Origin of the sequence: Streptomyces sp. NPDC087859 (assembly GCF_044742595.1) — a bacterium.
GTDB classification, from domain to species: Bacteria; Actinomycetota; Actinomycetes; order Streptomycetales; family Streptomycetaceae; genus Streptomyces; species Streptomyces canus_F.
Window position 1 is genome coordinate 136116 of sequence record NZ_JBIUUU010000013.1, and the last position, 22762, is coordinate 158877.

20 protein-coding genes are annotated in these 22762 nt (G+C 70.3%); 12 read left to right on the forward strand and 8 right to left on the reverse strand.

Going from position 1 to position 22762, the window contains the following annotated elements; genetic code table 11:
- Positions 1 to 120 precede the first annotated feature (120 nt).
- The 3 genes from ACIOHP_RS31015 to ACIOHP_RS31025 are packed head-to-tail and all read left to right on the forward strand — an operon-like array spanning position 121 to position 2218.
- The gene (locus ACIOHP_RS31015; protein WP_401892627.1) at positions 121 to 801 is read left to right on the forward strand and encodes a glycosyltransferase family 2 protein; all 681 of its coding nucleotides are present in this window, start codon (positions 121 to 123) and stop codon (positions 799 to 801) included.
- On the forward strand, positions 798 to 1466 hold the full coding sequence (locus tag ACIOHP_RS31020) for a DUF2064 domain-containing protein (protein WP_401892629.1): 669 nt from the start codon (positions 798 to 800) through the stop codon (positions 1464 to 1466). The genes ACIOHP_RS31015 and ACIOHP_RS31020 overlap by 4 nt, the downstream gene beginning before the upstream one ends.
- Positions 1463 to 2218: a class I SAM-dependent methyltransferase gene (locus ACIOHP_RS31025; protein WP_401892631.1), complete on the forward strand. Its 756-nt coding sequence runs from the start codon at positions 1463 to 1465 to the stop codon at positions 2216 to 2218. The genes ACIOHP_RS31020 and ACIOHP_RS31025 overlap by 4 nt, the downstream gene beginning before the upstream one ends.
- A gap of 316 nt (positions 2219 to 2534) precedes the next feature.
- Here the strand turns inward: ACIOHP_RS31025 and ACIOHP_RS31030 are convergent, their stop codons facing one another.
- The gene (locus ACIOHP_RS31030; RefSeq protein WP_361556270.1) at positions 2535 to 3797 is read right to left on the reverse strand and encodes a molybdopterin-dependent oxidoreductase; all 1263 of its coding nucleotides are present in this window, start codon (positions 3795 to 3797) and stop codon (positions 2535 to 2537) included.
- A gap of 114 nt (positions 3798 to 3911) precedes the next feature.
- Between ACIOHP_RS31030 and ACIOHP_RS31035 the strand changes: the two genes are divergently transcribed.
- From ACIOHP_RS31035 to ACIOHP_RS31050, 4 genes are all read left to right on the forward strand, one after another.
- The gene (locus ACIOHP_RS31035) at positions 3912 to 5243 is read left to right on the forward strand and encodes a hypothetical protein (protein ID WP_401892633.1); all 1332 of its coding nucleotides are present in this window, start codon (positions 3912 to 3914) and stop codon (positions 5241 to 5243) included.
- Positions 5244 to 5306: 63 nt separating this feature from the next.
- Entirely contained in the window at positions 5307 to 7202 is a 1896-nt protein-coding gene (locus ACIOHP_RS31040) for an SMI1/KNR4 family protein (RefSeq protein ID WP_401892635.1), read from the forward strand.
- A 352-nt stretch (positions 7203 to 7554) separates the two neighbouring features.
- Positions 7555 to 9180, forward strand: coding sequence for a TlrC/CarA/OleB/SrmB family ABC-F type ribosomal protection protein (locus ACIOHP_RS31045; protein WP_401892636.1), 1626 nt, complete (start codon positions 7555 to 7557; stop codon positions 9178 to 9180).
- Between the two features lie 160 nt (positions 9181 to 9340).
- Positions 9341 to 10084: a cation:dicarboxylate symporter family transporter gene (locus ACIOHP_RS31050; RefSeq protein WP_401892638.1), complete on the forward strand. Its 744-nt coding sequence runs from the start codon at positions 9341 to 9343 to the stop codon at positions 10082 to 10084.
- Here the strand turns inward: ACIOHP_RS31050 and ACIOHP_RS31055 are convergent.
- Positions 9975 to 10736 (reverse strand): hypothetical protein, encoded by a 762-nt coding sequence (locus tag ACIOHP_RS31055; protein WP_401892641.1) that lies wholly within the window; start codon positions 10734 to 10736, stop codon positions 9975 to 9977. The genes ACIOHP_RS31050 and ACIOHP_RS31055 overlap by 110 nt on opposite strands.
- Positions 10737 to 10797: 61 nt before the next feature.
- Here ACIOHP_RS31055 and ACIOHP_RS31060 point away from each other — a divergent pair, with 61 nt between their 5' ends.
- Positions 10798 to 11715 (forward strand): LysR family transcriptional regulator, encoded by a 918-nt coding sequence (locus tag ACIOHP_RS31060; protein ID WP_401892644.1) that lies wholly within the window; start codon positions 10798 to 10800, stop codon positions 11713 to 11715.
- Between the two features lie 576 nt (positions 11716 to 12291).
- Complete coding sequence (locus ACIOHP_RS31065; protein WP_045563097.1) at positions 12292 to 12462, forward strand: DUF5670 family protein; 171 nt, start codon at positions 12292 to 12294, stop codon at positions 12460 to 12462.
- Positions 12463 to 12538: 76 nt separating this feature from the next.
- Here ACIOHP_RS31065 and ACIOHP_RS31070 read toward each other — a convergent pair whose 3' ends face one another.
- The 3 genes from ACIOHP_RS31070 to ACIOHP_RS31080 form a co-directional block, all read right to left on the reverse strand.
- Positions 12539 to 13807 (reverse strand): MFS transporter, encoded by a 1269-nt coding sequence (locus ACIOHP_RS31070; protein WP_401892647.1) that lies wholly within the window; start codon positions 13805 to 13807, stop codon positions 12539 to 12541.
- Between the two features lie 169 nt (positions 13808 to 13976).
- On the reverse strand, positions 13977 to 15128 hold the full coding sequence (locus ACIOHP_RS31075) for a GDSL-type esterase/lipase family protein (protein WP_401892649.1): 1152 nt from the start codon (positions 15126 to 15128) through the stop codon (positions 13977 to 13979).
- A 58-nt stretch (positions 15129 to 15186) separates the two neighbouring features.
- Positions 15187 to 15735 (reverse strand): YciI family protein, encoded by a 549-nt coding sequence (locus tag ACIOHP_RS31080; RefSeq protein ID WP_401892652.1) that lies wholly within the window; start codon positions 15733 to 15735, stop codon positions 15187 to 15189.
- Between the two features lie 390 nt (positions 15736 to 16125).
- Between ACIOHP_RS31080 and ACIOHP_RS31085 the strand changes: the two genes are divergently transcribed.
- Positions 16126 to 16959: a DUF1353 domain-containing protein gene (locus ACIOHP_RS31085; RefSeq protein ID WP_401892655.1), complete on the forward strand. Its 834-nt coding sequence runs from the start codon at positions 16126 to 16128 to the stop codon at positions 16957 to 16959.
- Between the two features lie 36 nt (positions 16960 to 16995).
- Here ACIOHP_RS31085 and ACIOHP_RS31090 read toward each other — a convergent pair whose 3' ends face one another.
- Both ACIOHP_RS31090 and ACIOHP_RS31095 read right to left on the reverse strand, forming a co-directional pair.
- Positions 16996 to 18216, reverse strand: coding sequence for an FAD-dependent monooxygenase (locus ACIOHP_RS31090; protein WP_401892657.1), 1221 nt, complete (start codon positions 18214 to 18216; stop codon positions 16996 to 16998).
- The gene (locus ACIOHP_RS31095) at positions 18213 to 19610 is read right to left on the reverse strand and encodes an MFS transporter (RefSeq protein WP_401892659.1); all 1398 of its coding nucleotides are present in this window, start codon (positions 19608 to 19610) and stop codon (positions 18213 to 18215) included. The genes ACIOHP_RS31090 and ACIOHP_RS31095 overlap by 4 nt, the downstream gene beginning before the upstream one ends.
- A gap of 291 nt (positions 19611 to 19901) precedes the next feature.
- Here ACIOHP_RS31095 and ACIOHP_RS31100 point away from each other — a divergent pair, with 291 nt between their 5' ends.
- Together ACIOHP_RS31100 and ACIOHP_RS31105 are read left to right on the forward strand one after the other, a co-directional pair.
- Complete coding sequence (locus tag ACIOHP_RS31100) at positions 19902 to 20540, forward strand: TetR/AcrR family transcriptional regulator (RefSeq protein WP_401892660.1); 639 nt, start codon at positions 19902 to 19904, stop codon at positions 20538 to 20540.
- 484 nt (positions 20541 to 21024) lie between these two features.
- Positions 21025 to 21498: a hypothetical protein gene (locus tag ACIOHP_RS31105; protein WP_401892663.1), complete on the forward strand. Its 474-nt coding sequence runs from the start codon at positions 21025 to 21027 to the stop codon at positions 21496 to 21498.
- 185 nt (positions 21499 to 21683) lie between these two features.
- Here the strand turns inward: ACIOHP_RS31105 and ACIOHP_RS31110 are convergent, their stop codons facing one another.
- Positions 21684 to 22577, reverse strand: coding sequence for a hypothetical protein (locus tag ACIOHP_RS31110; protein WP_401892666.1), 894 nt, complete (start codon positions 22575 to 22577; stop codon positions 21684 to 21686).
- Positions 22578 to 22762 lie beyond the last annotated feature (185 nt).

A 22762-nucleotide genomic window follows, 5' to 3' on the forward strand; every position in this document is an offset into this window, starting at 1 on the left:
CCCCAGCCTGGCACCACGCCGCCGCCGTTGACGTGCCGGGCGCCTCCGCGGCCTTCGATGTCCGCGTTTCGTAAGGAGCAGGTGTCCGCTATGCCCGATTCCCGTTCGTAGGGTGAAACGGTGACAACGACACCTTCCGACGTCGACGTGGTGCTGCCCTGTCTGAACGAGGCCAAGGCCCTGCCCTGGGTGCTCGAACGGATCCCGCCGGGCTGGCGCGCCCTCGTCGTCGACAACGGTTCCACCGACGGCTCCGCCCACATCGCCGACGCGCTCGGCGCGACCGTCGTGCACGAGCCGCGCCGGGGCTTCGGCGCCGCCTGCCACGCCGGGCTCGTCGCCGCCACCGCCGACCTGGTGTGTTTCTGCGACTGCGACGCCTCCCTGGACCCCTCGCTCCTCGGACCCTTCGTCGAAGAGATCCTCAACGGCGAGGCCGACCTGGTCCTCGGCCGGCGCCGTCCGCAGGGCCGGGGCGCGTGGCCCGCACACGCCCGTGCCGGCAACCTCGCGCTCGCCCGCATGCTGCGCCGCCGCACCGGGCTGCGCCTGCACGACCTCGGCCCGCTGCGCGCCGCCCGCCGGAAGCCGCTGCTCGACCTCGATCTCACCGACCGGCGCAGCGGTTACCCGCTCCAGATGGTCGTTCGCGCCGCCGACGCCGGCTGGCGGATCACCGAACACGACGTGCCCTATCTGCCGCGCACCGGGGCCTCGAAGGTGACGGGCACCTGGCGCGGCACCTGGCAGGCCGTGCGGGACATGAGCCGGGTGCTGGCCGACGGGAGGACCGCACGGTGACCACACTCCTCGTCATCGCCAAGGAACCCCTGCCGGGGCGGGTGAAGACCCGGCTGACCCCGCCGTTCTCGCCCCGCCAGGCGGCGGCACTGGCCGAGGCGTCTCTCGCGGACACCCTGCGCGCCGTGGCGGCCACGCCCGCTTCCCGTCGCCTTCTCGTCCTGGACGGGAGGCCCGGACCCTGGCTGCCGCCCGGCTTCGATGTCGTACGGCAGTGCGCGGGCCCTCTGGACGAGCGGCTGGCGGACGCCTTCGCGCACTGTGCGGGTCCGGCCCTGCTCATCGGCATGGACACGCCTCAGGTGACCCCCGCACTGCTCGCCGCGGACTTCGCCGACTGCGACGCCCTGTTCGGTCCGGCCGAGGACGGCGGCTTCTGGGCGCTGGGAATGGCCAGGCCCGACCCCGACCTGCTGCGGGGTGTGCCCATGTCGACCCCGGTGACCGGGGCGGTGCAGCGCGAGCGGCTCATCGCGGCCGGACTGCGGGTACGGGACCTGCCCCGGCTGCGGGACGTGGACACCGCCGCCGACGCCGAGGCGGTCGCCGCCCTCGCCCCGCACGGACGGTTCGCGGCGCGGCTGGCCCGGTGCGCACCAACCGCTGCGGGGCCCGGGGCGCCGTCAGGTACCGGGTCCGCCGCGCGTTCTGGCACCCGCCGATGAGCAGCCCGCCCGTCACGGCTCGCGCATGGGCGAGTGCCGATCCCTACGCCGCGGCTCTTCGCACCGGGCGCGGCCCGCTGTTTTTGCGCCGCGACGACGGCTGGCTGCTGCCGCTGGAGGTGGAACGCTGGTGCGCACGCGCCGACGAGGTGGACCGGGACGTGCTCGACCGGTGCGAGGGCAATGTGCTGGACGTGGGCTGCGGCCCCGGACGGCTGGTGGCGGAACTCGCCGGCCGGGGCCGGGCCGTCCTCGGCATCGACGTCAGCCAGGCCGCTGTCGAGCACACTGTGCGCCTCGGCGGTCAGGCACTGCGGCGCTCGGTCTTCGAGGCGCTGCCCGGCGAGGGCCGTTGGGACACCGTCCTGCTCATGGACGGCAACGTTGGTATCGGCGGTGACCCTCGTGCCCTGCTGGACCGGGTGGCCGCTCTCCTGAGGCCCGGCGGCCTGCTGATCGCGGAGACCGCACCGGTGGAGGTCGACGAGCGTGTGCAGGTGGCGGTCGTCGGCCTCGTCGACAGCGGCGAGGCCGACCTCCCCTTCCCCTGGGCCAGGGTCGGCACGCGGGCCCTGCTCGCGCACGCGCAGGGCTGGCGGCGTGCCGGTCAGTGGACCGCGGGCGGACGGTGCTTCGCGGCGCTGCGCAGCCGTAGCGCCAGCAACAGCGCCGACCCTGCGAACAGCACGGCGGTGATCAGCAGCCAACGCGCCGCGAAGCCGTCCGGCGACAGACCGGTGGCGGATCGGTAACGCCGGTCCACCATCCCGCTGATCAGCGGGAACCACACCAGCAGAAGCAGCGCGGACAGCGCGGCCGGCACTCGCACGTACATCACCCACGCGCGGCGGCCGGCCGCGCCGAGCCCGCGGACCAGCGCCCCGTCGAGCACCGCGTACAGCGGCAGCAGCACCAGGTCGTGCAGCAGGGCCGCCCCGACCAACCACAGCGCCACACCGAACCAGTCGCCGTCGAGGAGCCGCACACCCGCATATGCGGCGAGTGCGAACGAGCAAGCGAGCAGCAGGAGTTGAAAGGGGCTTCCGACAGGAATCCGCGGTCGGCGCATCACAGGTCTCCGAACGTCAGCCGGGCCACCCACTTGGTGTTCAGGACACCGGGCGCGGCGGGCACGATGATCCGGGCCGGGTGGCCGTGGTCGGGGGACAGCTCCTCGCCGTTGACGTACAGGGCGAGCAGGGACCGCGGATCGGCCACCTGGTTGGCGCGCAGGGCCGCTTTGCGGAACGATCCGCGCTGCTGGAGGGATTCGACGAAGACGTCCGGCGGGTCGTCCTCGTAACCGACGAGCGCCGCCAGGTCGCGCAGCCGCACTCCGCGCCACCACTGGTCGGAGGTCGACCAGCCCTCGACGCAGGCGATGGGCAACGCGGCGCTGTGCAGGGGCAGTTCGGCGAGCTGTGCCCGGCTGAGGCGGACGGTGCCCGTCCGCCCCGTGACGACGAGCCGCCACGCGTCCTCCCCCGTCTGTGCGGGGGTGATCCCGGCGTAGGCGGCGGTCTTGTTGATCTGGAAGCCGTTCGGGCCGCTGCCGGGCTCACCGGCGCCGTGCGGTGCGAGCAGGGCGGTGCGCCGCAGCGGTCCGTCGAAGTTCTGCCCCACCGTGGTGGCGAACAGCAGCAGGGAGCCTCCCCCGACGAACCACAGGGCGCCCCGGCGGGAGACGGTCGGCTCGGTGGGGCGCGGGGAGACCAGGTCGTTGCGCTCCTCCCGCAGCTGCCGCAGATTCCGCAGCGCCGTCGGCAGCTTCAGCACCGCGTGCGCTGCGAACGCGGCGAAGAACACCCAGGCGCCGTAGAAGTGCAGCCGGTAGAAGGAGCCGGGGAAGACGTAGTCGAGCTGGACGTTGAGCACGCCCGTCACGAACTCGAACAGCCCTCCCCCGACCAGGAGCAGCAGCGAGATCCGCTCCAGGGCGTGAGTGAGGGAACGAGCCGGCGGCAGGGTGAACAGCCTGGGCACCACCGACCACAGCTTGGCCAGCAGTACGGGGATCAGGGTGACGCCGAGGGTGACATGGACGCCCTGGTTGAGCCGGTACAGCCAGTGCGGGCCGGTCGGCCAGGAGAAGAGGTAGAAGCCGAGGAACCCCTTGTCCGGGGTCTTGTCGTTCACCGGCGACAGGTCCGGGTTGTAGGCGGCGTAGGAGACCAGTCCCGTCACGAACAGCACCGTGATGCCGACGAGCAGGACCAGACCCAGCACCGAGGTGAGCCAGGGGCCGCGCAGCGCACTGCGCCAGAAACCGGGCGAGGACGGCAGCCGTGGGTCCGCTCGCAGGGAAAGGCGTGGGATGTCGGGGTCGCGCATGGCCCGACCGTAGGCCCGGAGCACCCCATGAAAGGGTGCGCAACCCATGACGAAACGCTGACGTCCGGCCCGGGAGACGGCAAACGGCCGACCGGCCCGCCTAGCGTTCTCCGCGTGACCCGCTCCCTTCGCCGTGACCTGTACGCCGCCGGGGCCGCCGCGGCGCTGGTGACCACCGCCGTGCTCATCGGCCGCCACATCCAGCACACGCACCACACCCTGTTCGTCGACTGGCCCCCGCTCCTGGCGTTCTGGGACCCTCATCTGGGCCCCGGCACCCCGGCCGCCGTCCTCGTGGCGACCGCCACCGTGGTGTACGGCCCCGCTCTCGCAGCCCGTCTCCCCTTCCGTGCCCTGCTCCCGCTGGCCTGGGCCACGGCCATGGCGTGGATCTGGTCCCTCGCCCTGATCGACGGCTGGCACCGGGGCGTCGCGCGCAGGCTCACCACGCGCTACGAGTACCTCCAGGTCATCGACCGCTTCCACGACATCCCCGCCGCCCTGCGGGACTTCACGCACCACATCCTGCTCGGCTCCCCCGATCACTGGCCCGCCCACGTCGCCGGCCATCCGCCCGGCGCGACGCTCACCTTCGTCCTGCTGGACCGGATCGGGCTGCGGGGCGGGGGCTGGGCCGGGGGGTGGTGCATCACGGTCGGGGCGGCCGCCTGCGTGGCCGTACTGGTCACGATCCGCGCGCTGGCCGACGAACGGCGGGCGCGGCACGCCGCACCGTTCCTGGTCCTGGCGCCGGCCGCCGTGTGGATGGGCACCTCGGCCGACGCGTACTTCGCGGCGGTGGCCGCCTGGGCGGTGGCACTGCTGGCCCTGGCGATCACCCGGCGGTCCCTGGGGTGGGCGGGGGGTTCGGGGCTGCTGTTCGGCCTGACCTGCTATCTGTCCTACGGTCTGACGCTCGTCGCGCTGATCGGGGCCGCGGTGCTGGTGCTCGGAAGACGGGAACTCCGGGAGCGCCCGGCCGTGTTGGTGCCGCTGCTCGCCGGAGCGGCCGTGGTGCCGGCGGCGTTCACGTTCGCCGGGTTCGACTGGTGGGAGGCGTACCACCTGCTGGTCACGCGCTACTACCAAGGCGCGGGCGGCATCCGCCCCTACGGCTACTGGGTGTGGGCCAACCTGGCGTGCGCGGTGCTGGTGACCGGCCTGGCGACGGCGGCGGGCCTGCGGCGGACGGGCGCGCTCCTGCTGCGGCATCGCACCGGCAGCCGTGCCGACGTCCGCCTCGGCGTTCTCGTGGCCGCCGCGCTTGCCGCCCTGCTGGTCGCCGACCTGTCCGGCATGAGCAAGGCGGAGACGGAACGCATCTGGCTGCCCTTCGCGCTGTGGCTGTACCCGGCGTGCGCGTTCCTCCCCCACCCCCGTGCCTGGCTCGCCGCCCAGGCGCTGCTCGCCCTGCTCCTCAACCATCTGCTGCGCACCGGGTGGTGACCCCCGCCCAGGTGCCCGGAGGTGGCACCAGACGTTGTCAGTGCCGGATGACACCATCCGGGCATGAGTGGTGAGGCTTTCAACTGGCTCGAGTTCCTGGGACGTTGGCAGGAGGAGTGGGTCCCGCGCGACGACCTGGACGAGGACGAGGACGACGGGCAGACCCCGGGCCTGGGCCGGCCCGGGGCGGACGAGGCGGTGATCGCCGCGGCCGAGGAGCGGCTGGGGCGACGGCTGCCGGCCTCGTACCGGGAGTTCCTGGCCGTGAGCGACGGGTGGCACGTCGACCAGACGGCCGGGGTCTATCAGCTCGGCGGCGCCGCGGACATCGACTGGTTCCGCGACCCGTACGACATGACCCCGCTGTACGAGGAGAATCTCGGCGACAACCCGCGCGAGGAGGACGTCCTGCTGGCCGGGATGTGGCAACGGGCGCTGCGGCTGGAGACGGACTCCGACATGTCGCACGCGCTGCTCGACCCGGGCGACACCGACCAGGACGGCGAGTGGGCGCTCTATGTCTACAAGGGCTGGGGCGGTGAACTGCCGGACCGCTACCCGTCGTTCCGCGCGTACATGGAGGCCATGTACCGGGGCTTCCATGCCGACCGGGCGCACAGATCCGACTTCGTGAACGCGACCACGCGCGTCCAGGACACCCACGTGAAGGACGCTGTCCTGCTGGCCCTGCAGGGACGGTACGAGGTGGCGCTGTCCCTGCTGGAGGAGGCGCGGTCCTTCGGACGGCCAGGCAGCGTCGTCCTGCTGAACCAGCTCCGGCACCTGCTGGCTCCGCGCAGCCCCCGGGATTACGGCAGCCTGGTCGACGATCCGCGCTACCTGGCCGAGATTCTGCCCGTGGAGGCCATGACGCCGGCACGCGGCGAGTGGCGGCTGGGCGGGGACGACCACTGGCTCGGGATGATGGCCGCGCGCGGGGCAGCCCGCCGGACCGCCCAGGCCGTACTGGGCGCGCTGCGGGACGGCACCCATCACTACGCGCCTCCCGGTCCATGGGGGCGGGCTGTCGCCCAGGCCCGGGAGGCGGCCCGCTGGGGAGCGACCGACGCCGCGTGGCGGCTGCTGCGGGACGCGCTTCCCCGGTGGGAGACACCCGGGCCCGCGCTGCTCGCCCCGATCGGCCTGCTCGCCGATCCGGTCCTGGGTCCGCTGGTCACACCGGAGCGCGGGCGGGAGATCCTCGCGACACCGCGGGCCGGGCAGACGGGACCCGTTCCGGAGCCGGTGCCCGATCTCGACCCGCCGGGTCTCGCGTGGCTGGCGGAGACCGCGGCGAACCGGCAGCCGGTGGACGGATACCGCTGCGTGTGGGTCGAGGGGATCGACCCCGCCGGCCTGCCCGCCCTGATCGGTGAGGAAGGCGCCGAACTGAGCGGCCCCACGGATCCGCGCAGGGCGTCCTGGCAGGCACCCAAGCCCCATGAGCGGGAAGGCGTGGAACTCTGGGAGGACCGGGCCGTGGTCGCGGTCGGTCGCACCGCCGAAGGGTGGGCCTTCGCCTTCGACGGCCACTCCCACCGCCACCTGAACAAGCTGTTCCTGTCCCCCGTCCAAAGGGCCTCTTCGGCCGGCCGCGCGGTGGTGGTGTGGCGCGACCCGAGGAGCTCGTCGCCGGGTGAGCGCTCAGCCGCGTTTCATCTGTCGGTGGCCGAACAGGGCGAGGAGCTCTACGCGTTCACCGTGCGGGGCACGGAGATCGAGCGCTCCGGGGCGATACCCGAGGCGCTGGATCCCGCACGGCTGTTCCGCCCGGACGACACCGAGCCGGACTGCGAACTGCGTGCGCTGGAAGCCCTGCACACCGAACTCGGGCTCTCACTCCCCCGGTTCGCGCTGACCCAAGGCAGTCTGCACACCTTCACCACCCGCTCCTGGACCCGGGCGCCACGCACGGGCGAGGGATTCTCGTACGTCACGATCGGACGGCTCGGGCACTGACCGCGGGCCGACGTTGTCGCGCGGGGCCGTTTCCGCCAGGGCCGTTCGGCCCCGCTTCCCGCCCGCACGGCCCATGGGACCCTCGGCGGGGCCCGGAAGACCATGCCGGAGATGGCGTGGGCCGGCCCCGCACGCCCCTGCGGGGTCGCCCACGTCAGAGACATCCAACAAGGCGAGACGTATCGTCTTGTCAATCTCGCCGTCGTGCCGTACCGTCCTCCACATGGGTTCCCTGTGAGACAGCCGGCGCCGACCGCGTAGAGCACCGCTCCGCGATCGCGCGCCTCGCGTGCAGCCATCCACCCCGATCCCGCCCCGGGCTGAAACCCGCGCGGCCAGGAGGGACCCGATCGTGCACACCTCACAACTCACCCTTCACCACGTCACCAAGCGCTACCCCGGCCGCACCGTCCTCGACCAGGTCTCCTTCACACTCAAGCCGGGCGAGAAAGCCGGGCTCATCGGCGACAACGGCGCCGGGAAGTCCACCCTCCTCCGGCTCATTGCAGGCCAGGAGAGGCCCGACAGCGGCGAGTTGACCGTGACCGCCACCGACGGCATCGGCTATCTGCCGCAGAGCCTCTCCCTGCCCCCGACCGCCACCGTCCAGGACGCCGTCGACCTGGCCCTTGCCGACCTGCGTGCCCTGGAGGCGGAACTGCGCCAGACCGAACAGGTTATGGACGACACCGCGGACCCGGCGGAACTCGCCGCGTACGCCCACCTCCTCGGGCGCTACGAGGCCCGGGGCGGCTACGACGCCGACCACCGGGTGGACATCGCCCTGCACCACCTCGGCCTGCCCGCCCTCCCCCGGGAGCGCCCGCTCGGCACCCTGTCCGGCGGCGAACGCTCCCGGCTTGCCCTGGCCGGTGTCCTCGCCGGCCGCCCCGAACTGCTGCTCCTGGACGAGCCGACGAACGACCTGGACGACCAGGCGGTCGAGTGGCTGGAGGCCCAACTGCGGGCGCACCACGGCACGGTGCTCGCGGTCACCCACGACCGCGTCTTCCTGGAACGCCTGACGACCACGGTCCTGGAGGCCGAAGCCGGGAAGGTCACCCGCTACGGCGACGGCTATGCCGGCTACCGCACGGCGAAGGCGGCGCAGCGCCACCGCCGGCTCCAGGAGTACGGGCGATGGCGCGACGAGCTGGCCCGCAACGAACGGCTGGCCGCCGGCCACGCCATCGGCCTCGACGCCATTCCGCGCAAGGCACCGCTGGCCAACTTCGGCCACGGCGGCTTCCGCACCCGCGGCCGCGCCCACGGTGCGATGGCCCGTATCCGCAACGCCCGCGAGCGGGTCGAGAGGCTGACCGCGAACCCCGTGGCGCCGCCACCGGACCCACTGGTCTTCCGGGCGCAGATGGCAACGACGGGGCAAACCGCGGAACTCCCCGCCGTCGAGCTGTCGGACGTACGCGTCGAAGACCGCCTCCACCTGGACTCCCTCACCCTCGGCCGCAGCGCCCGCCTCCTGGTCACCGGTCCCAACGGCGCCGGCAAGACCACGCTGCTGCGGCTCCTCGCCGGTGAGCTGCGACCGGACGAGGGCTCGGTCCAGGTGCCGGGCCGGGTGGGGCATCTGCGCCAGGACGAGACGCCATGGCCACCGGGCCTGACGGTGACCGAGGCATTCGGGCTCAGACGCGCGGGCTCCGCCGACGAGCACGCGGACGCCCTGCTGTCCCTCGGCCTCTTCGACCCGGAACAACTGCGCTTGCGCATGGGTGAGTTGTCGTACGGCCAGCGCCGCCGCGTGGATCTGGCGCGGCTGGTCTCGCAGCCCGCCGAGCTCCTGCTGCTCGACGAGCCGACGAACCATCTCTCCCCGGCGCTGGTCGAGGAACTGCAGGAGGCGCTCACCGGCTATCCGGGAGCGATCGTGCTGGTCACCCACGACCGCGCCCTGCGGACGCGGTTCCAGGGCGAGCATCTGCGACTGCCCGGACCGGTGAGGATGCCGATGAGGTGACGGACGCGCCCTCCGCGACCAGGCAAAGGGATCGATAGGCCACACCTATACGGGGCATCGATTTTTGGTCGTGGACCCTCCGCGCCGGCCCCGGGTTCACTGTGGCCCAAAGCCGGCGCGGACCGATGGGGCTCGGTGTCGCGCGATCAGGGAGGTTGCAATGACGCATACCCCGGGCAACGGACGAGCCGAACAGGCCGCGCGTATCGCGGCGAAGCCGTGGTACCGGCAGTTGTACGTCCAGGTGCTGGTGGCGATCGTGATCGGTATCGTGCTCGGCTGGAAGTGGCCTGATCTGGCCACCGACATGGAGCCGATCGGCACGACGTTCATCACCGCGATGAAGATGCTGATCGGACCGATCGTCTTCCTGACGATCATCGGCGGCATCGCCGGCGTCGCGGACCTGAAGAAGGTCGGCCGCACCGGGATCAAGGCGCTGACCTACTTCCAGGTGGGCACGATCGTGGCCCTGCTGACGGGCCTGGTGGCGATCAACGTCTTCCGGCTCGGAGACGGTGTGCACGCCGACCCCTCGACGCTCCAGACCTCGGGCGACGCGAGCCAGTACGTCGAGCAGGGCGAACACCAGCACTGGTGGGAGTTCCTCACCAACATCGTCCCGGACAGTTTCTTCGGCCCGTTCGTCGAAGGGAAGATCCTCCAGGTGATCTTCCTGGCCGTTGTCTTCGGCATCGCGATCAAGCTGGTGGGCAGGACCGGCGAGCCGATCACCGCGGCCGTGGGACGCCTGACCGAAGTCGTGCTCACGGTCGGCTGCCGCGACAGCGCTTCTACCGAGTCAGGGGTGACGCCATGGTCAACCCGCCTACGAGTCGGGCGAATTCGGTGCGCTGCCGACTGGTCAGGGTGGCGTAGAGCGGCGCCTGCAGCTCCGTGGTGAGTCGCTCGGCACGCTGCCATCGCGGGAGCAGGGTCGCCGTCGCGGGGTGGGATGCTTCCCAGCCGTAGTGGGCCGCCTGTTCGGTGCCGAGGTTGATGACCATGGCCGCCTGGGCGGTCAGCCCCGACAGACGTACCGCGGCCAGATGGCACGCCCCACGGTGCTCTCGCAGCACGTGGACGCGCTGCATGGCCGCGCCGACCGGGTCCTGGTCGGGGTAAGGCTGTGCGCGCCAGCCGGCGAACAGCGGGAGCGCGTCCGCGTCGGCGGCGTCGATCAGCTGCTGCGCCAGCCGGTTGAAGTGCTCCACGTCGACGTCACCGGGAATGTGGGCGCGTCCCCACTGCCAGATCGCCTGGGCGTAGCAAGCGGCGGCGGCCTCCGCCGGCATCACGGACCGTCCGGCGAGCCAGCCTGCGGAGATCAGGCCGGGGCCGAGGAAGCCCTGGACCGCTTGCACCACCGGGAGCGGCACTTCGCCGAGCACCCCGAACCGGCCGCGGCAGTAGAAGCCGCGCCCCGGAGGAAACCCGGCTCGCAGGCCGATCGCGCTGGTCGCTTCGTCGGACATGAACTCGTCACCGAAGTCGTGAAGGGGCCGGGCCACCGCGTCGATGCAGTCGAAGATCTCCATGCGCCCAAGGTCGCCCACGACGACTCGATAGAACAAGAGGATGTTTCCTCACCTGACCCTTTAGCTAGTCTATCGACTCATGCTCGACATCCGCCGTCTGCACACACTCAGAACCGTCGTCGCCCGTGGCTCCATCGCGGCAGCCGCGCAGTCACTCGACCTGACCGCCGGAGCCGTGTCCCAGCAACTGGCCGCGCTGCGGCGCGAAATGGGAGTCGATCTGCTGCGCCCCGACGGGCGCACCGTGGCGTTGACCGAGGCGGGACGGGTGCTCGTCGAACACGCCGACCGGATCTTCGGCGCCGTACAGGAAGCCGAGAACGCCGTCGCGGCGGTCAGGGGCACGGTCGGCCCCACCGCCACCCTCGCCGCGCTGCCGTCGACCATCGCCCGCATCGTGACTCCGGCGCTGACCTCACTGGCCTCACAGCACCCGCAGCTCACCGTCACCTGCCTGGTGACCGACCAGGCGCAACTACGGGAACTGCCACTGGGCACCGTCGACGTGGTGCTCGGCCAGCGCTACCACCACCTGCCCGATGCCACACCCCGGGACGTCGACACCTACCCACTGCTGGACGATCCGCTGCTCATCGTCACCGCGGCAGACCGGACAGGCGAACGCCCCGTCTCCCTGCGGGAACTGGCCACGCACCGCCTCGTCGTGCCACCGCCGACCACGGACTGCGGGCAAGCCATCCTCCAGGCCTGCCGACAAGCCGGGTTCGCGCCCTCAACGCCTTACGTCACCACCGACATCGCGGCCCAACTCACCCTCGCCCGGGCCGGCCTAGCCACCGCGCTCATCCCCCGAACCGCCATCGACCCGACCACAACCGGGATCCACACCTCACCCATCGAGGACCACCCGATCCACCGCTCGCTGTTCGCCGCGACCCGCCACACCAACACGGCGAACCCCACGATCACCGCTGTCGTCACCGCACTGCGAACAGCCGCTCAGCACGGTCACCCCACATGCCTTCCGACGGATTAGATGGGCTTGATTCGCTTACGCGGACAGGACGATGCACGGTCGCGAACCTACTGGGTTCGAGCCGCTCGCTGACGGTGAATGGCCATGCCTCTGATTGCCTCCGGTCGCATCCGAGAGCCTCGTCCTGGACGCTGAGGTGCGGGGAACCGCTCCGTCAGGAACGAGTCTTCCGACGGGCCAGGAAGGCGAAGACCGCCAGAACCGCTCCACTGACTGCCGCGATCACTCCGAGCAGGATCGGCACGACATCGCCAGTAAGGATTCCTGCAACGCACGCACAGATCCCTCCGGCGATCGAGACCGCGGAGAAGGCTCGCACTCTTCTTATCGCGTCATCCATCGATGCACCCTTGTGCCGCATTCCACCACCGCTCTCTACGCGTTCGGAGAAATTCCGTCTATTCGTCACGCATTGCCCTGCCAGGGGACTTGAAGCGCAACCCAGACGCCTGCTTGGTCTGCCGCGTGACGCCGGGGAATCTGGGTGAGTGCCCGCATAGGTAGTGGACAAACCAGGGAAATCGACCGCGTGTTCCTGAATTCGCTGGGCACTAGGAGCTACGGAGGTTGATAACTATGGTTCCCCTGCTTCTCGTTCTTCTGCTGGCTCTGATCCTCTTCGGTGCGGGTTTCGCTCTGAAGGCACTGTGGTGGATCGCGGTCATCGTGCTGGTCGTCTGGCTGCTGGGCTTCGTCATGCGCTCCGCGGACACAGGTGGCCGCAGGGGCCGCTGGTATCGCTGGTAATCCGCCGCTCAACACCATGCCGGTGGGCTCCGGAGGTATCCGGGGCCCACCGGCATGTTCCTCGAGACGCTCTGTTTCAGAATTCCTTTTCGTCAGCGGGCCTCTCGATCCCGGTGGTCACCCGTGCCCCTCGAAAGAGCACCGGAAGCCACAGGAGGCATGCCAGCAGAGGGACCGCGGCGTAGGCGGCCATGCCCGCACTGGAACCCAGCCCGTCCATGAGCGCGCCGAGGACGAGATAGCCGAGGCCGATGAGTGCCGACTCCACGAATGCGATCATCGACAACAGGCTCGCCCGGTGGCGTGACGGCACGGCCTCGTTGAACACGTTGTCCACGATCACGGCGGCGATCTCGGGAATCCCCACCAGGGCCAGGAACGCGGCGATGGTGACCCAGACAAGGCCGAGGCCGCTCAGGGCGAGTGCCGCGGCGAGCGTCAGGAGGGACACCGGGACGATGACCCGATATCCGATGCGCCGGTCCGCGCGGTCCGACAGCAGCGGAGTGAGCCCGCCGGCGAGGAATCCCGCCGATATGACCACGCTGACCCATGCGGTGTCCGCTCCCTGATCGGAGAGGGTCTTCTGCGCAAAGATGATGTACGGCGTCAAAGTCGCATGCATCAATCCCGACACCACGACAAGCGTCACGAGCGCCGGCGTGGCGACCCGAAGCATCGCCCGCCATGTTGTGGCGTCGCCGTGCCCCTCGGCTCCCTCCTGCTCGTCCACCGCGTCCGCGCCGCGGATCTCGGGCACCCGTGACATCAGCACCACCACAGCCAGGGCGAGGCACGCCGCCGAACCGATGTAGACGACTCCCCAGGAGATCTGCTGCAGTTGGCCACCGAGGACGATGGCGGCTCCCGAGGTGACCGTCCCGAGCATGGTGAACCGGGACTTGATCTTGATGTAGCCGGCCGTTGCACCACGACGCACGAGCAGGTCGTACAGCAGGGCGGTGTCCGAGCCGGACACACATGCCATGCCCACGCCCTGCCCCATGAACAGTGCCAGGAACACCCAGTAGTTGGAGAACGTCCCCTGGCCGAGCAGACATCCAGCTATCAGCATCTGGCCGATCACGATGCTGGCGCGCCTGCCGATTCGGTCGGCGATGACTCCCGTCGGCAACTCCGCAAGTCCGCTGACCAGGTAGAGCAGTGTCTGAAGGAGGGCCACTTGCCCGGCGGAGAAGCCTCGCTGATAAAGGAAGATGACGAATACGCCACGCTGGAACAGCGAGTTGGCGAGCACGGCGTATACGTAGAACGGGCGCGTGACGCTTCGTACTGCATCGTTGACTGCAGCCGACCCGCCAAGGGCTTCCGTGGTGCCGGTCATGCTGCGGGCTCCCTGGTGACTCCGGTGATCATTGGTGTTGGGTCTCCGCCACCGACCGGAACCTCCACGGCGGTCTCAGCACGGGGGAAAACTCCTCGACCAACCGAGTCAGCACGGGCCGCCAACCGCCGACGCTCCACCCTGGTGCACGGTGGGAAGCCGAGCTGTCTCAACGGAAGGGGCCCTCGGTCGCGAAGGCGTGAGCCGCAAAGCGCTTACCCATTCGACGGTATGCGGCGGCGGTGGGGTGCAGGCCGTCGGCCAGATCATCCGCCTCGTCGGGGCCGAGCAGCTCGCGTCCGTCGAGATAGTGGAGATGGGGATCGGACGCCTGACGTGCCCCAGCGATCCGGGCCAGCTCGGCACGGACGACCGCCAATGACAATGCCCCGCCGGCCACTTCGGCCGGGTCGCCCAAGGCGGCGAGTCTCCCGTCCGGGCCGGTCACGGTCGGCCCGGGAGTCTCCTCCAGGGCCGGACAGCTCACCGGAGAGACCAACAGCAGCGGGGTGTCGGGGTGTCCGTCCCGGATCGTGTCCAGGAACCCGTGTACCGCCGGGCCGAACGTCCGCAGCCGGAAGGCGGACAGGCTCACGATGTTGATGCCCACCTTGAGGCTGATCAGGTCGGCGGGCGTATCGCGGATCGTCCGGGCGACGTAGGGATCGAGCAGTGCGTTGCCCGCCTGGCTGAGGTTGATCACCTCCACCTCTCCGAGCGCGGCTGCCACCACCGGCCAGGTCCCGGTCGGGCCATCAGCCTCGATGCACTGGCTGATGGAGCTGCCGTGGTGCACCCAGCGGCGCCGCCCGTCCGACAGCGGCGCCAGCACGTCGCCGTCAGCGCGCAGTGCCACCAGTTCCGTTGGGTTCTGCTGCGGTAGCCACACCTCGACGCTCTTCATGCCGGCCGGCAGCCCGGCGAACCGTACGGTCCCTGGCTCGCCCGGAATGAGTCGCTGTACGACCCCGGGGCCCGCCATCCGCAGCACGTTGCCCACCGGCGCCTGCTGACGTCCGGCCAACGCGCCGTCCACCAGCAACTCCAGCATCCCGGTCGGGCGGGGGTGGGGGTCGGAGTCGAGCTGGCCGGTGGAGGTGAGTACCTCCAACTCCAACGTGCGCGCATCAGTGCGGAACACCAGCCGCACGCCCGACGGCATCAGGGTCACCCCGTAGACCGACGGGTCCTGGTACTGCTCCTTGGTCCACGCGGGCAGCCGGCGCGGCATCACCCCTGCCTGTGTGGTCTCCAGGTCCAGGGCACCCCGCAACTCCACCGGCCCGCCCACCAGTGGAACCGCCCGCAGCGCCACCGTCACCGCTCCTGCCCCAGGTCGATGCGTTCCGGAGACGACATCAGCCCGGTGCCTTCGTGGCTCATCGACGCCCGCCGAACTCCCAGTCGTGGACCTCGATGTCCGCGTACCGTCCCGGAGTCAGGAAGGCGCGTGCCGTGTCCGGATCCGGGGCCCTGAGCAGCACCGCCGTACCCAGCCAGGTGTCGCCGTCGTCGGACAACAACGGCCCGTACGCGATCAGCTCGTCCCCGTCCTGCGGCAGGGCGAGGTCGGCGGCCGGGCCCTCGCCGAGGCCGAGCACCAGGTAGCGGTTGCCATCGGTCCGGCCGCCGGGGAAGTCCCACATGGTGCGCCCCAGCACGTTGCGCCACCGGCGCAGCAGCACGTCCCGGTACGCGCCGGCCTGGTAGTTGGGCTCGTCGAAGGCGAACGCCCGGGCGGCGGCGGGATCGGGCAGGTCGACGATGTGCACGCTGCCGGTGGGGGTTTCACCGTCATCGGCGAAGGTCGGGCCGCGAGCGATCAGCTCCTTCGCGTACCGGTCCATGTAGGACCAGTGCTCCTCCAGCAACTCCTCGCGCAACGCGAGGGAGCCGGGCCGATCACGGTGGTAGCAGAAGAACTCCATGACCACAGACCCTTCCCCATCAAGGGGACCATCTCAACCGGCTTTTGGCGGCGATGACTTCGCGGTCCACACGGCGCAGCATTGCGTCAGACGGAGTAGCCGTCTCGGCCGCACGGTCTGTTGGACGACTCGCTGCGGCGAGCATCGGGGCTGGGATGCTCTGCCCGCCCGAGCGCGCAGTCGGCGCAGGGGAGCCGATGGACACTTCTGGGTGACTGACCACGGGGAAGATGAGTAGCGGCAGTCTCCCGTCGGAAGGAATGGGATAGGAACCGGTTTGGCACGAGGGAGACGCCCATGGCTGTATCTGGCGGAGGTGGCCCGATCGCCCAGGAGCCGCGCCGGTTCTACGACGGTGGCATCGACGCTTCGGCGGGACGACCGGAAGTCTTGCCCGACCCCGGCTCCGATGCCCGTATCGAGCTCAAGCGGGTCATCGTGGGCCGCCACGAGTACTTCATGATGCAGCGCCGCATCGCGTACCGCGACCGGCACCTGGGCGAGCTCCTGGTGCCGCGGGAGACCGGCACTTTCTGCACCGACCTGACCTCGGTTCCCGCGTTTCTCACCTGGCTCGTGCCGAAAACCGGCGAGCATCTCCCGGCCACACTGCTGCACGACGGACTGAGCCATCCGGAGGGTGTCCCGGAGTACACCTCGACCGACGGCCAGGTCGTGCGGCGTGCGGAAGCCGACCGCGTGCTGCGCGATGCGATGGCGGATGCCGGCACCGCGCTGATCCGGCGGTGGCTGATCTGGTCGGCGGTGGCGATGGCGACCATGTGGCGCGGCGAGGGAACGGACTGGCCGACGTGGCTCCAGTGGCGTTACCGCCTGATTGTGGGACTGACCGGCTTGGGAATTCTGGTGCTCGGCACCTGGGCGACCATCGACCTTTTCGACGTCGGGATCTCCTGGCTCGGCAACCTGTGGTGGATGGGGAACCGGCCTTGGTGGGAGGAACTCGTCGGCGGGCTGACGGCGGCGATCGTGTTCTCGGTGGGCTGGGCGGTGACCTGGGGGCGCTTCTGGAGGGCCGGCGCGGTCGTCGGGGTGAGCCTGGCGGTGCTGTTGCACGTCACGGCGGCGCTACTCCTCATCTCCGCGATGTACCAGGTGTCGGAGCGCTTCACGAGGAAGGCTCCGAAGGCGGCATGCGTGCTGACATGCCTCGGGCTGCTGGCGGCACTGGCCGGATTCATCGCGGTGCTGGTGACTCCATGAGGCACGGCCCACTGGGCAGTTCACCGCCGGCCTCGCTCACGTCACGGGCATGAACTCGGGCAGGGTGAGGGCGGAGTGGGCCGGTCGGCCCTCTCCGGAAGGCATGACGCTGAGACTGCGCAGCATGTCGTTGCGCTGCTCCAGGGCTCGAGCGGTGGTGGGGAAGAGTGTGGCGTCGCCCTCGCCGACCTGATCCTGGTTCACGGTCACGAACTCACGGATGGCGTGTTCGTAGGCGGCAAGCCCCGCGGTGTGGGTCCGGTCGGCCAGGGAGCCGGCGAGCATGTAGGCGCCGACGAGCGCGAGGCTGGAGCCCTGTCCGGTGAGGAACGAGGGCGCGTACGCGGCGTCGCCCACCAGCGCGACCCTGCCCTTGGACCAGCGGGGCATGCGGATCTGGCTGACCGCGTCGAAGAACAGGTCGTCCGCGTCGCGCATGGCGGCCAGCATGCCGGGGACTTCCCATCGCGCATCGGCGAAGACCGCGGCGACCAGGTCCCGTTGGGCTTGCGGGTTGCGGAAGGCGTCGTACGGCGGTTGTGGATGAGCGAAGTTCAGGAAGGCGTGCACGTCGTCGTTGTCGCCCACCGCGTAGAGTGCCGCGGCCCGGCCCGGGGTGTTCCACATCGTGAGCTCGTGGGAAAGTCCGAAGGTGTTGGACATGGTGAATCCGGCGAAGCAGTAGCCGAGGTACCGGTGGAACTGCTCTTCGGGGCCGAACAGGAGCTCGCGGGTACGTGAGTGCAGACCGTCCGCGCCGAACACCATGTCGAACGTACGCCGGCCGCCCCCGCGGAAGGTGACGTCGACCCCGTGCTCGGACTGGTCGAGGCTGTCGATGGAGTCGTTGAACAAGAACTCCACGTCGTCACGGACCGCCGCATGGAGAGCGTCGGTCAGTTCCCCGCGCGGCACCTCAAGGTCGCGTCCCGCGACACCGCCGGTAACGGTGTGCGGGTTGACCGAGGCGACCTTGCCGCCGTCTGCGTCGAGGAAGGTCAGCCGGCGCAGATCGATGTGTGCGTCCCGCAGTTGCGGCAGGATGCCCATCCTGCGGACGACCTCGAGTGCGGTGCCGCGCACGTCGATGGGGTAACCGCCGCCGCGTAGTGCGCTTGCCTTCTCGACCACCGTGACCGTGAAGCCGTAGCGGTTCAGCCAGAACCCGAGGGCGGGCCCCGCGATGCTGGCCCCGGATATCAGGACCTTGCCCCTCGGCATGGTGTTGATGTGCCTCGAGAGATCGGTGCGCGTCATGCTGTGACTCCTTTGCTCATGGTGCGGGCGAGAAGCAGGGACAGTGCCGTGACGGCGCCGGCGATGGCGAAGCAGGTGACGAAGGCCGATTCGGCCGGGACATCCGTCCCGGAGGGGGTGGCGGCGGTGAGGATCGCACCACTGGCCTGGACACCGACGGCGAAGCCGAGCACGCGGGTCACCAGGACCAGGCTCGTGGCGATGCCGGTGTCACCTCGGTCGACGGACGTGGCGGTGCTGGTCACCATCGCGGTGACGCACAGGCCGTTGGCCAGCGCGATCATCATCTTGCCGACGACGAGGTGCCAGATCTCGGTGTGCACGGCGGCCAGCGCGATCAGGCCGGCGGCCAGGAGGGCGATCCCGGCGGTGACGACGGCACGCGAGCCGTAGCGTCGCGCCCCGAGTCCGCTGGTCGGTCCGGCCAGCGAGGCGGCCACGGCGCCGGGCAGCAGGTAGAAGCCGATCGCCGTGGCGCCGGCCCCGAACCCGTACTCGTCGACGGGCACCGCGAGCAGCTGCGGGACGAGGTAGACCGGTACCGCGGTGCCGACGCAGATCACGAACGTCAGCACACACGACTTCCACACCGCGGGCCGTGCCAGCATGCGCAGATCGACCATTGGCGAGGCCGCCCGACGCTCGACGGCGATCCATCCCGTCACGAAGGCGGCCAGCACCACGATGAGGGCGCCCAATACGAGGGGCTGCGAGGCGATGTCGGGGGCCAGTGCGAGGACGAGCATGAGCGTGACCAGCGTCCCGCACAGGAGGATCAGGCCGGGCCAGTCGACGCCGGTGCCGTCCGAGCGGCCCGGCGCATCGTGCGGCATCTGCCGGTTCACCAGCAGGGTGGACCCGATGACCGCGATCGTCGGCAGCGCGAACATCCAGTGCCGGGCGAGCCCTTCCGCCACGGGCCCGGCGGACAGCGTGCCCGCCATCCCGCCCCCGACGAACAACCCGCTGACCACCCCGATGGCCACCTTCGCCTCTCCCGCCGGGAGGTGTTCGCGCACCAGGATGAACGACAGGGGCAGCGCGCCCACCATCGCCCCCTGCAGCACCTGACCGAGCAGCAGCACCGGCAGGTTCGGAGCCAGGGCGGACACCAGCCCGCCGGTACAGACGACCGCCATCAGCCGGATCAGGACCCGTTTCCCGCCGTAGCGGTCGCCTAACTTGCCTGCGACCGGTGTGATGAGCGCGCCGGTGATGAGCAGCACGATGCTCAGCAAGGCCCCTTCGGCGGGGCTCATATCCAGTTCGCGTTGCAGGAGCGGGAGCGTCGGCGTCACCACCGACTCCAAGGCACCGGTGGCGACTGCCAGCATGCCGAGGGCTCCGACAGCTGCCCTCCCGATACGGACCGGGGGAGCCAGAGTTGCGGTCATGGAAGTCCTTCCGTAGGTGCCGGGTGAGCAAGGGGTCGGCCGTTCGCGGAGTACTGCCGCTTTGCCGGGCCCGGCGCGGGCAGAGCGGCGGTTTCGTGCGGGGCGAGGTGTGCGCGGTGCTGTGTGGACAGGTCGCGAGGTCCTGGTCGTCCGGCAGTAAGAACCCCGGGACTGAAGGGAGTTGAGGTGGCGCATCGGCAACTCCGCCTGGCGGAGCGGGTGTAGGAGTGCGGCATCCACCGAGCCAGTATTACACTACACCGTGCAGTGTAGGACAGTTAGGATGTGCCCATGCCGACCACGAAGACGAAGACCCTGCGCGAGGGATCCACACAAAAGCGGGCCGCCATCCTCGCGGCGGCCCGGGAACTGTTCCTCGCCGACGGCTTCGACCGGTCCAGCGTCGACGCCATCGCCGCCCGCGCCGAGGTGTCCAAGCGGACGGTCTACGACTACTTCGGCGACAAGCAGACGCTGCTGCAAGCAGTCGTCGACACCATCGGCCAGTCAATGATCACCACGATCCGGCGCACCCTCGACGACACCCTCAGCGACCCCATCGAGGCCGCCGACCTCGAGGACGCCCTGGTCACCTTCTCGATGCGCATCGCCACCGACATGCTCGGCTCGGCGGAGTACGCAACGCTGCAACGACTGGTCCGCGCCGAATCCGGCCACCTGCCGCACCAGGGCTACAACTCCATGGCCGACACCCCCGACGAGGCACTCGCCGAACGGTTCGCCGCCCTCGCCGCGGCCGGGCTGCTCCACGTCCCCGACCCCCGGCTCGCGGCCGACCAGTTCATCGCACTGGCCTTCGGCGTCACGCTGGACAGGCTCGGCTCCGCAAACGCGACCGAGGACACCCGCGTCCGGCCACTCGTCGTCGAGGGAGTGCGGACCTTTCTCCGGGCATACCGAACCGTATAGGACCGCGAGAACAGCGCCTCCGATCACGCTTCGCCGTCGAAGCGGGACCGACCTGTTTCAGTAGAACTACGCAATCCTCTACGGGCTTTCACCGCAAGCGGCACGCGGCGCGCGCGAGGGGCGACGGCGTGTGTGACGCTGTGCCAGGCAGCATGGTCGATTGCTTGTGAGCACATGGCTCCGTTCCCGAACCGCATCGCTGGTGGACCTCCTCATCCGGCCCTACAGGTCCGCCCGGTGAGGGAAAGCAGTCTCGAAGCAGGCGGGGGAACTCATGGGAAGCGCACGCACGTTCTGCATATCGGCCGCGGCCGTGGCAGCGCTGCTCACAGTCTCGGGATGTTCGGACGACAAGCCGACCGCCAAGGCGACGGCAACCGCTTCCCCGTCTGAGCTCGCTCGCTACACGGCCGCTCCCGACCCGACCACTCCGGCGCCGAGCCCGACGACGGCCGCGCCCACGGAGTGCGTGAAGACCACTGGCATGAGCGTCGAAAAACTGACCGACTATCTCAAGGAACTGCCCAGCAGCAGCGGCGCATACCAGTCCGAGGGCTTGACCCTGGACTCCTCCGGCCTGAACTTCACCCCGGAGGCGATCCAGAGGCCCTGCAAGGCAGTCACGGTCAAGCTCGCCCGCTACTGGATCGAGTTCAAGAAGACGAGCGAGGAGACTATCGTCACCCCCGCCCGCTACGAGTACCAGTACACGCCGATCAGCGTCACCTCCGTCAAGGCCGGCCCGCAGGACGGCAGAGTCCCCGACACCGCCCCGCCCGCGGGCTCCGACTGCCAGGGCTCGCTTTCGGTGGTCTACCTCGGCGAAGACATTCCGCAGAGGTACCTGCCGTCCGACCTGGAGCTGACCGATGCGACAGCCCCCGTCCCGATCGAGGTGGCCGGAGCCGGAGTGCTGTCCGCGCTCTACGTCTCGCCCATCAGCTTGGCGTCCTGCTGACCGCCGATGTGAGTGGCGGTACCACGAGTAGTACGCCTGTCAGCTGATCCCGCAGGACCAGCATCATGCTGTGGCTGGTGTGCCCACGGCGTCGGCGCTGTCCTGGACAGCCCCGTGAAGCTACGGACCGTGCAGTCCCCTGCCGGGCGGCCGCCCTGGCTTGGTGCCAGGGCATGCTCGCCAGGTCAGTCGCCGCCCCCGAAGTCACCGCTGTCACCGCCGCCGTAGGTATCCACGTCCGCCAAGCCGCCGATGTCGTCATCGACGTCTGCCGGTCCCTTGCGGGAGCGGGGTGACTGCGAGGGCCGGCGGCGGCCCGCACCGGGCTTCCCCTTACGCCGACCGGGCTCGGAGAACACGGCCCGCGAGACCCTGAAACCGGTCTCGAAGGTCTCATCGGACAGCGCCTGCGAAACGGCGGCGCGACAGCGGCGGGTGAATCGGGGCCAGGGGCGGGACATCTCCGCCGGCCACAGCCCCGCGAGAGGCGCCAGGGCGGCCCACACGGCCATCCACACGGTCGTCCACCACCCCGGGTCCTGGTCGGGCAGCCCCGGCACCCCGTGGCGCGTGAACATCGCGTGCATGGACATGCCGACCGCCACCGTGAAGGCGGCGGTCGCAGCAGGCACGCGGTATCTGCCGAATCGTTCGCGCAAGGGGGCGCGACGCGCCTCCAGGACCGTCCGGAACCTCTGGAAGCGCGGCTCGGTGCGGAGCTGCAGGACCGAGGCGCTCCCGTGTCGGCGCATGCCGGCCACGAGTGCCGCGAGAACCGGGTCCGCGAGTGATCGGGACCGCCCGGGCGTCAGGGTGAGCCGGCCGTCCTTGTCGACCTCGGCGTCTCCGGCCGCGATCAGCAGGCGTGCGACCACCTCGGCGGCGTACCACTCCTGCTGTGCCGGCGCGTTCTCCCAGGAGCCGCCGAGCCACCAGGCCGCCTGGATCGGGACCACATCCGCGCCGTCGCTCTCCTTGAGGAACTGTCGCTCGGATCGCGTCCGCTTGCGGAAGGACACGAACAGCGCCCCGTTGAACCCGGCCAACGCCAGCAGCCAGCCGGCGGCGATCCACGCCATCCCCTCGCTCCTATCAGCCGCCCCGTTCCCCGCCCGGCAACGCCCGACGGCCCCGCTCGATTCATGAGACGGCCTCCTCGGAGGGCGTCCAACCGGTCGTCGGGCCGGCGCGCCTGCCGGTCATTCCCCACTCGAAGCACGGCCAACTCCTCTACGACGGGGCGTCTCCCCAGCTCAAGCAGGCG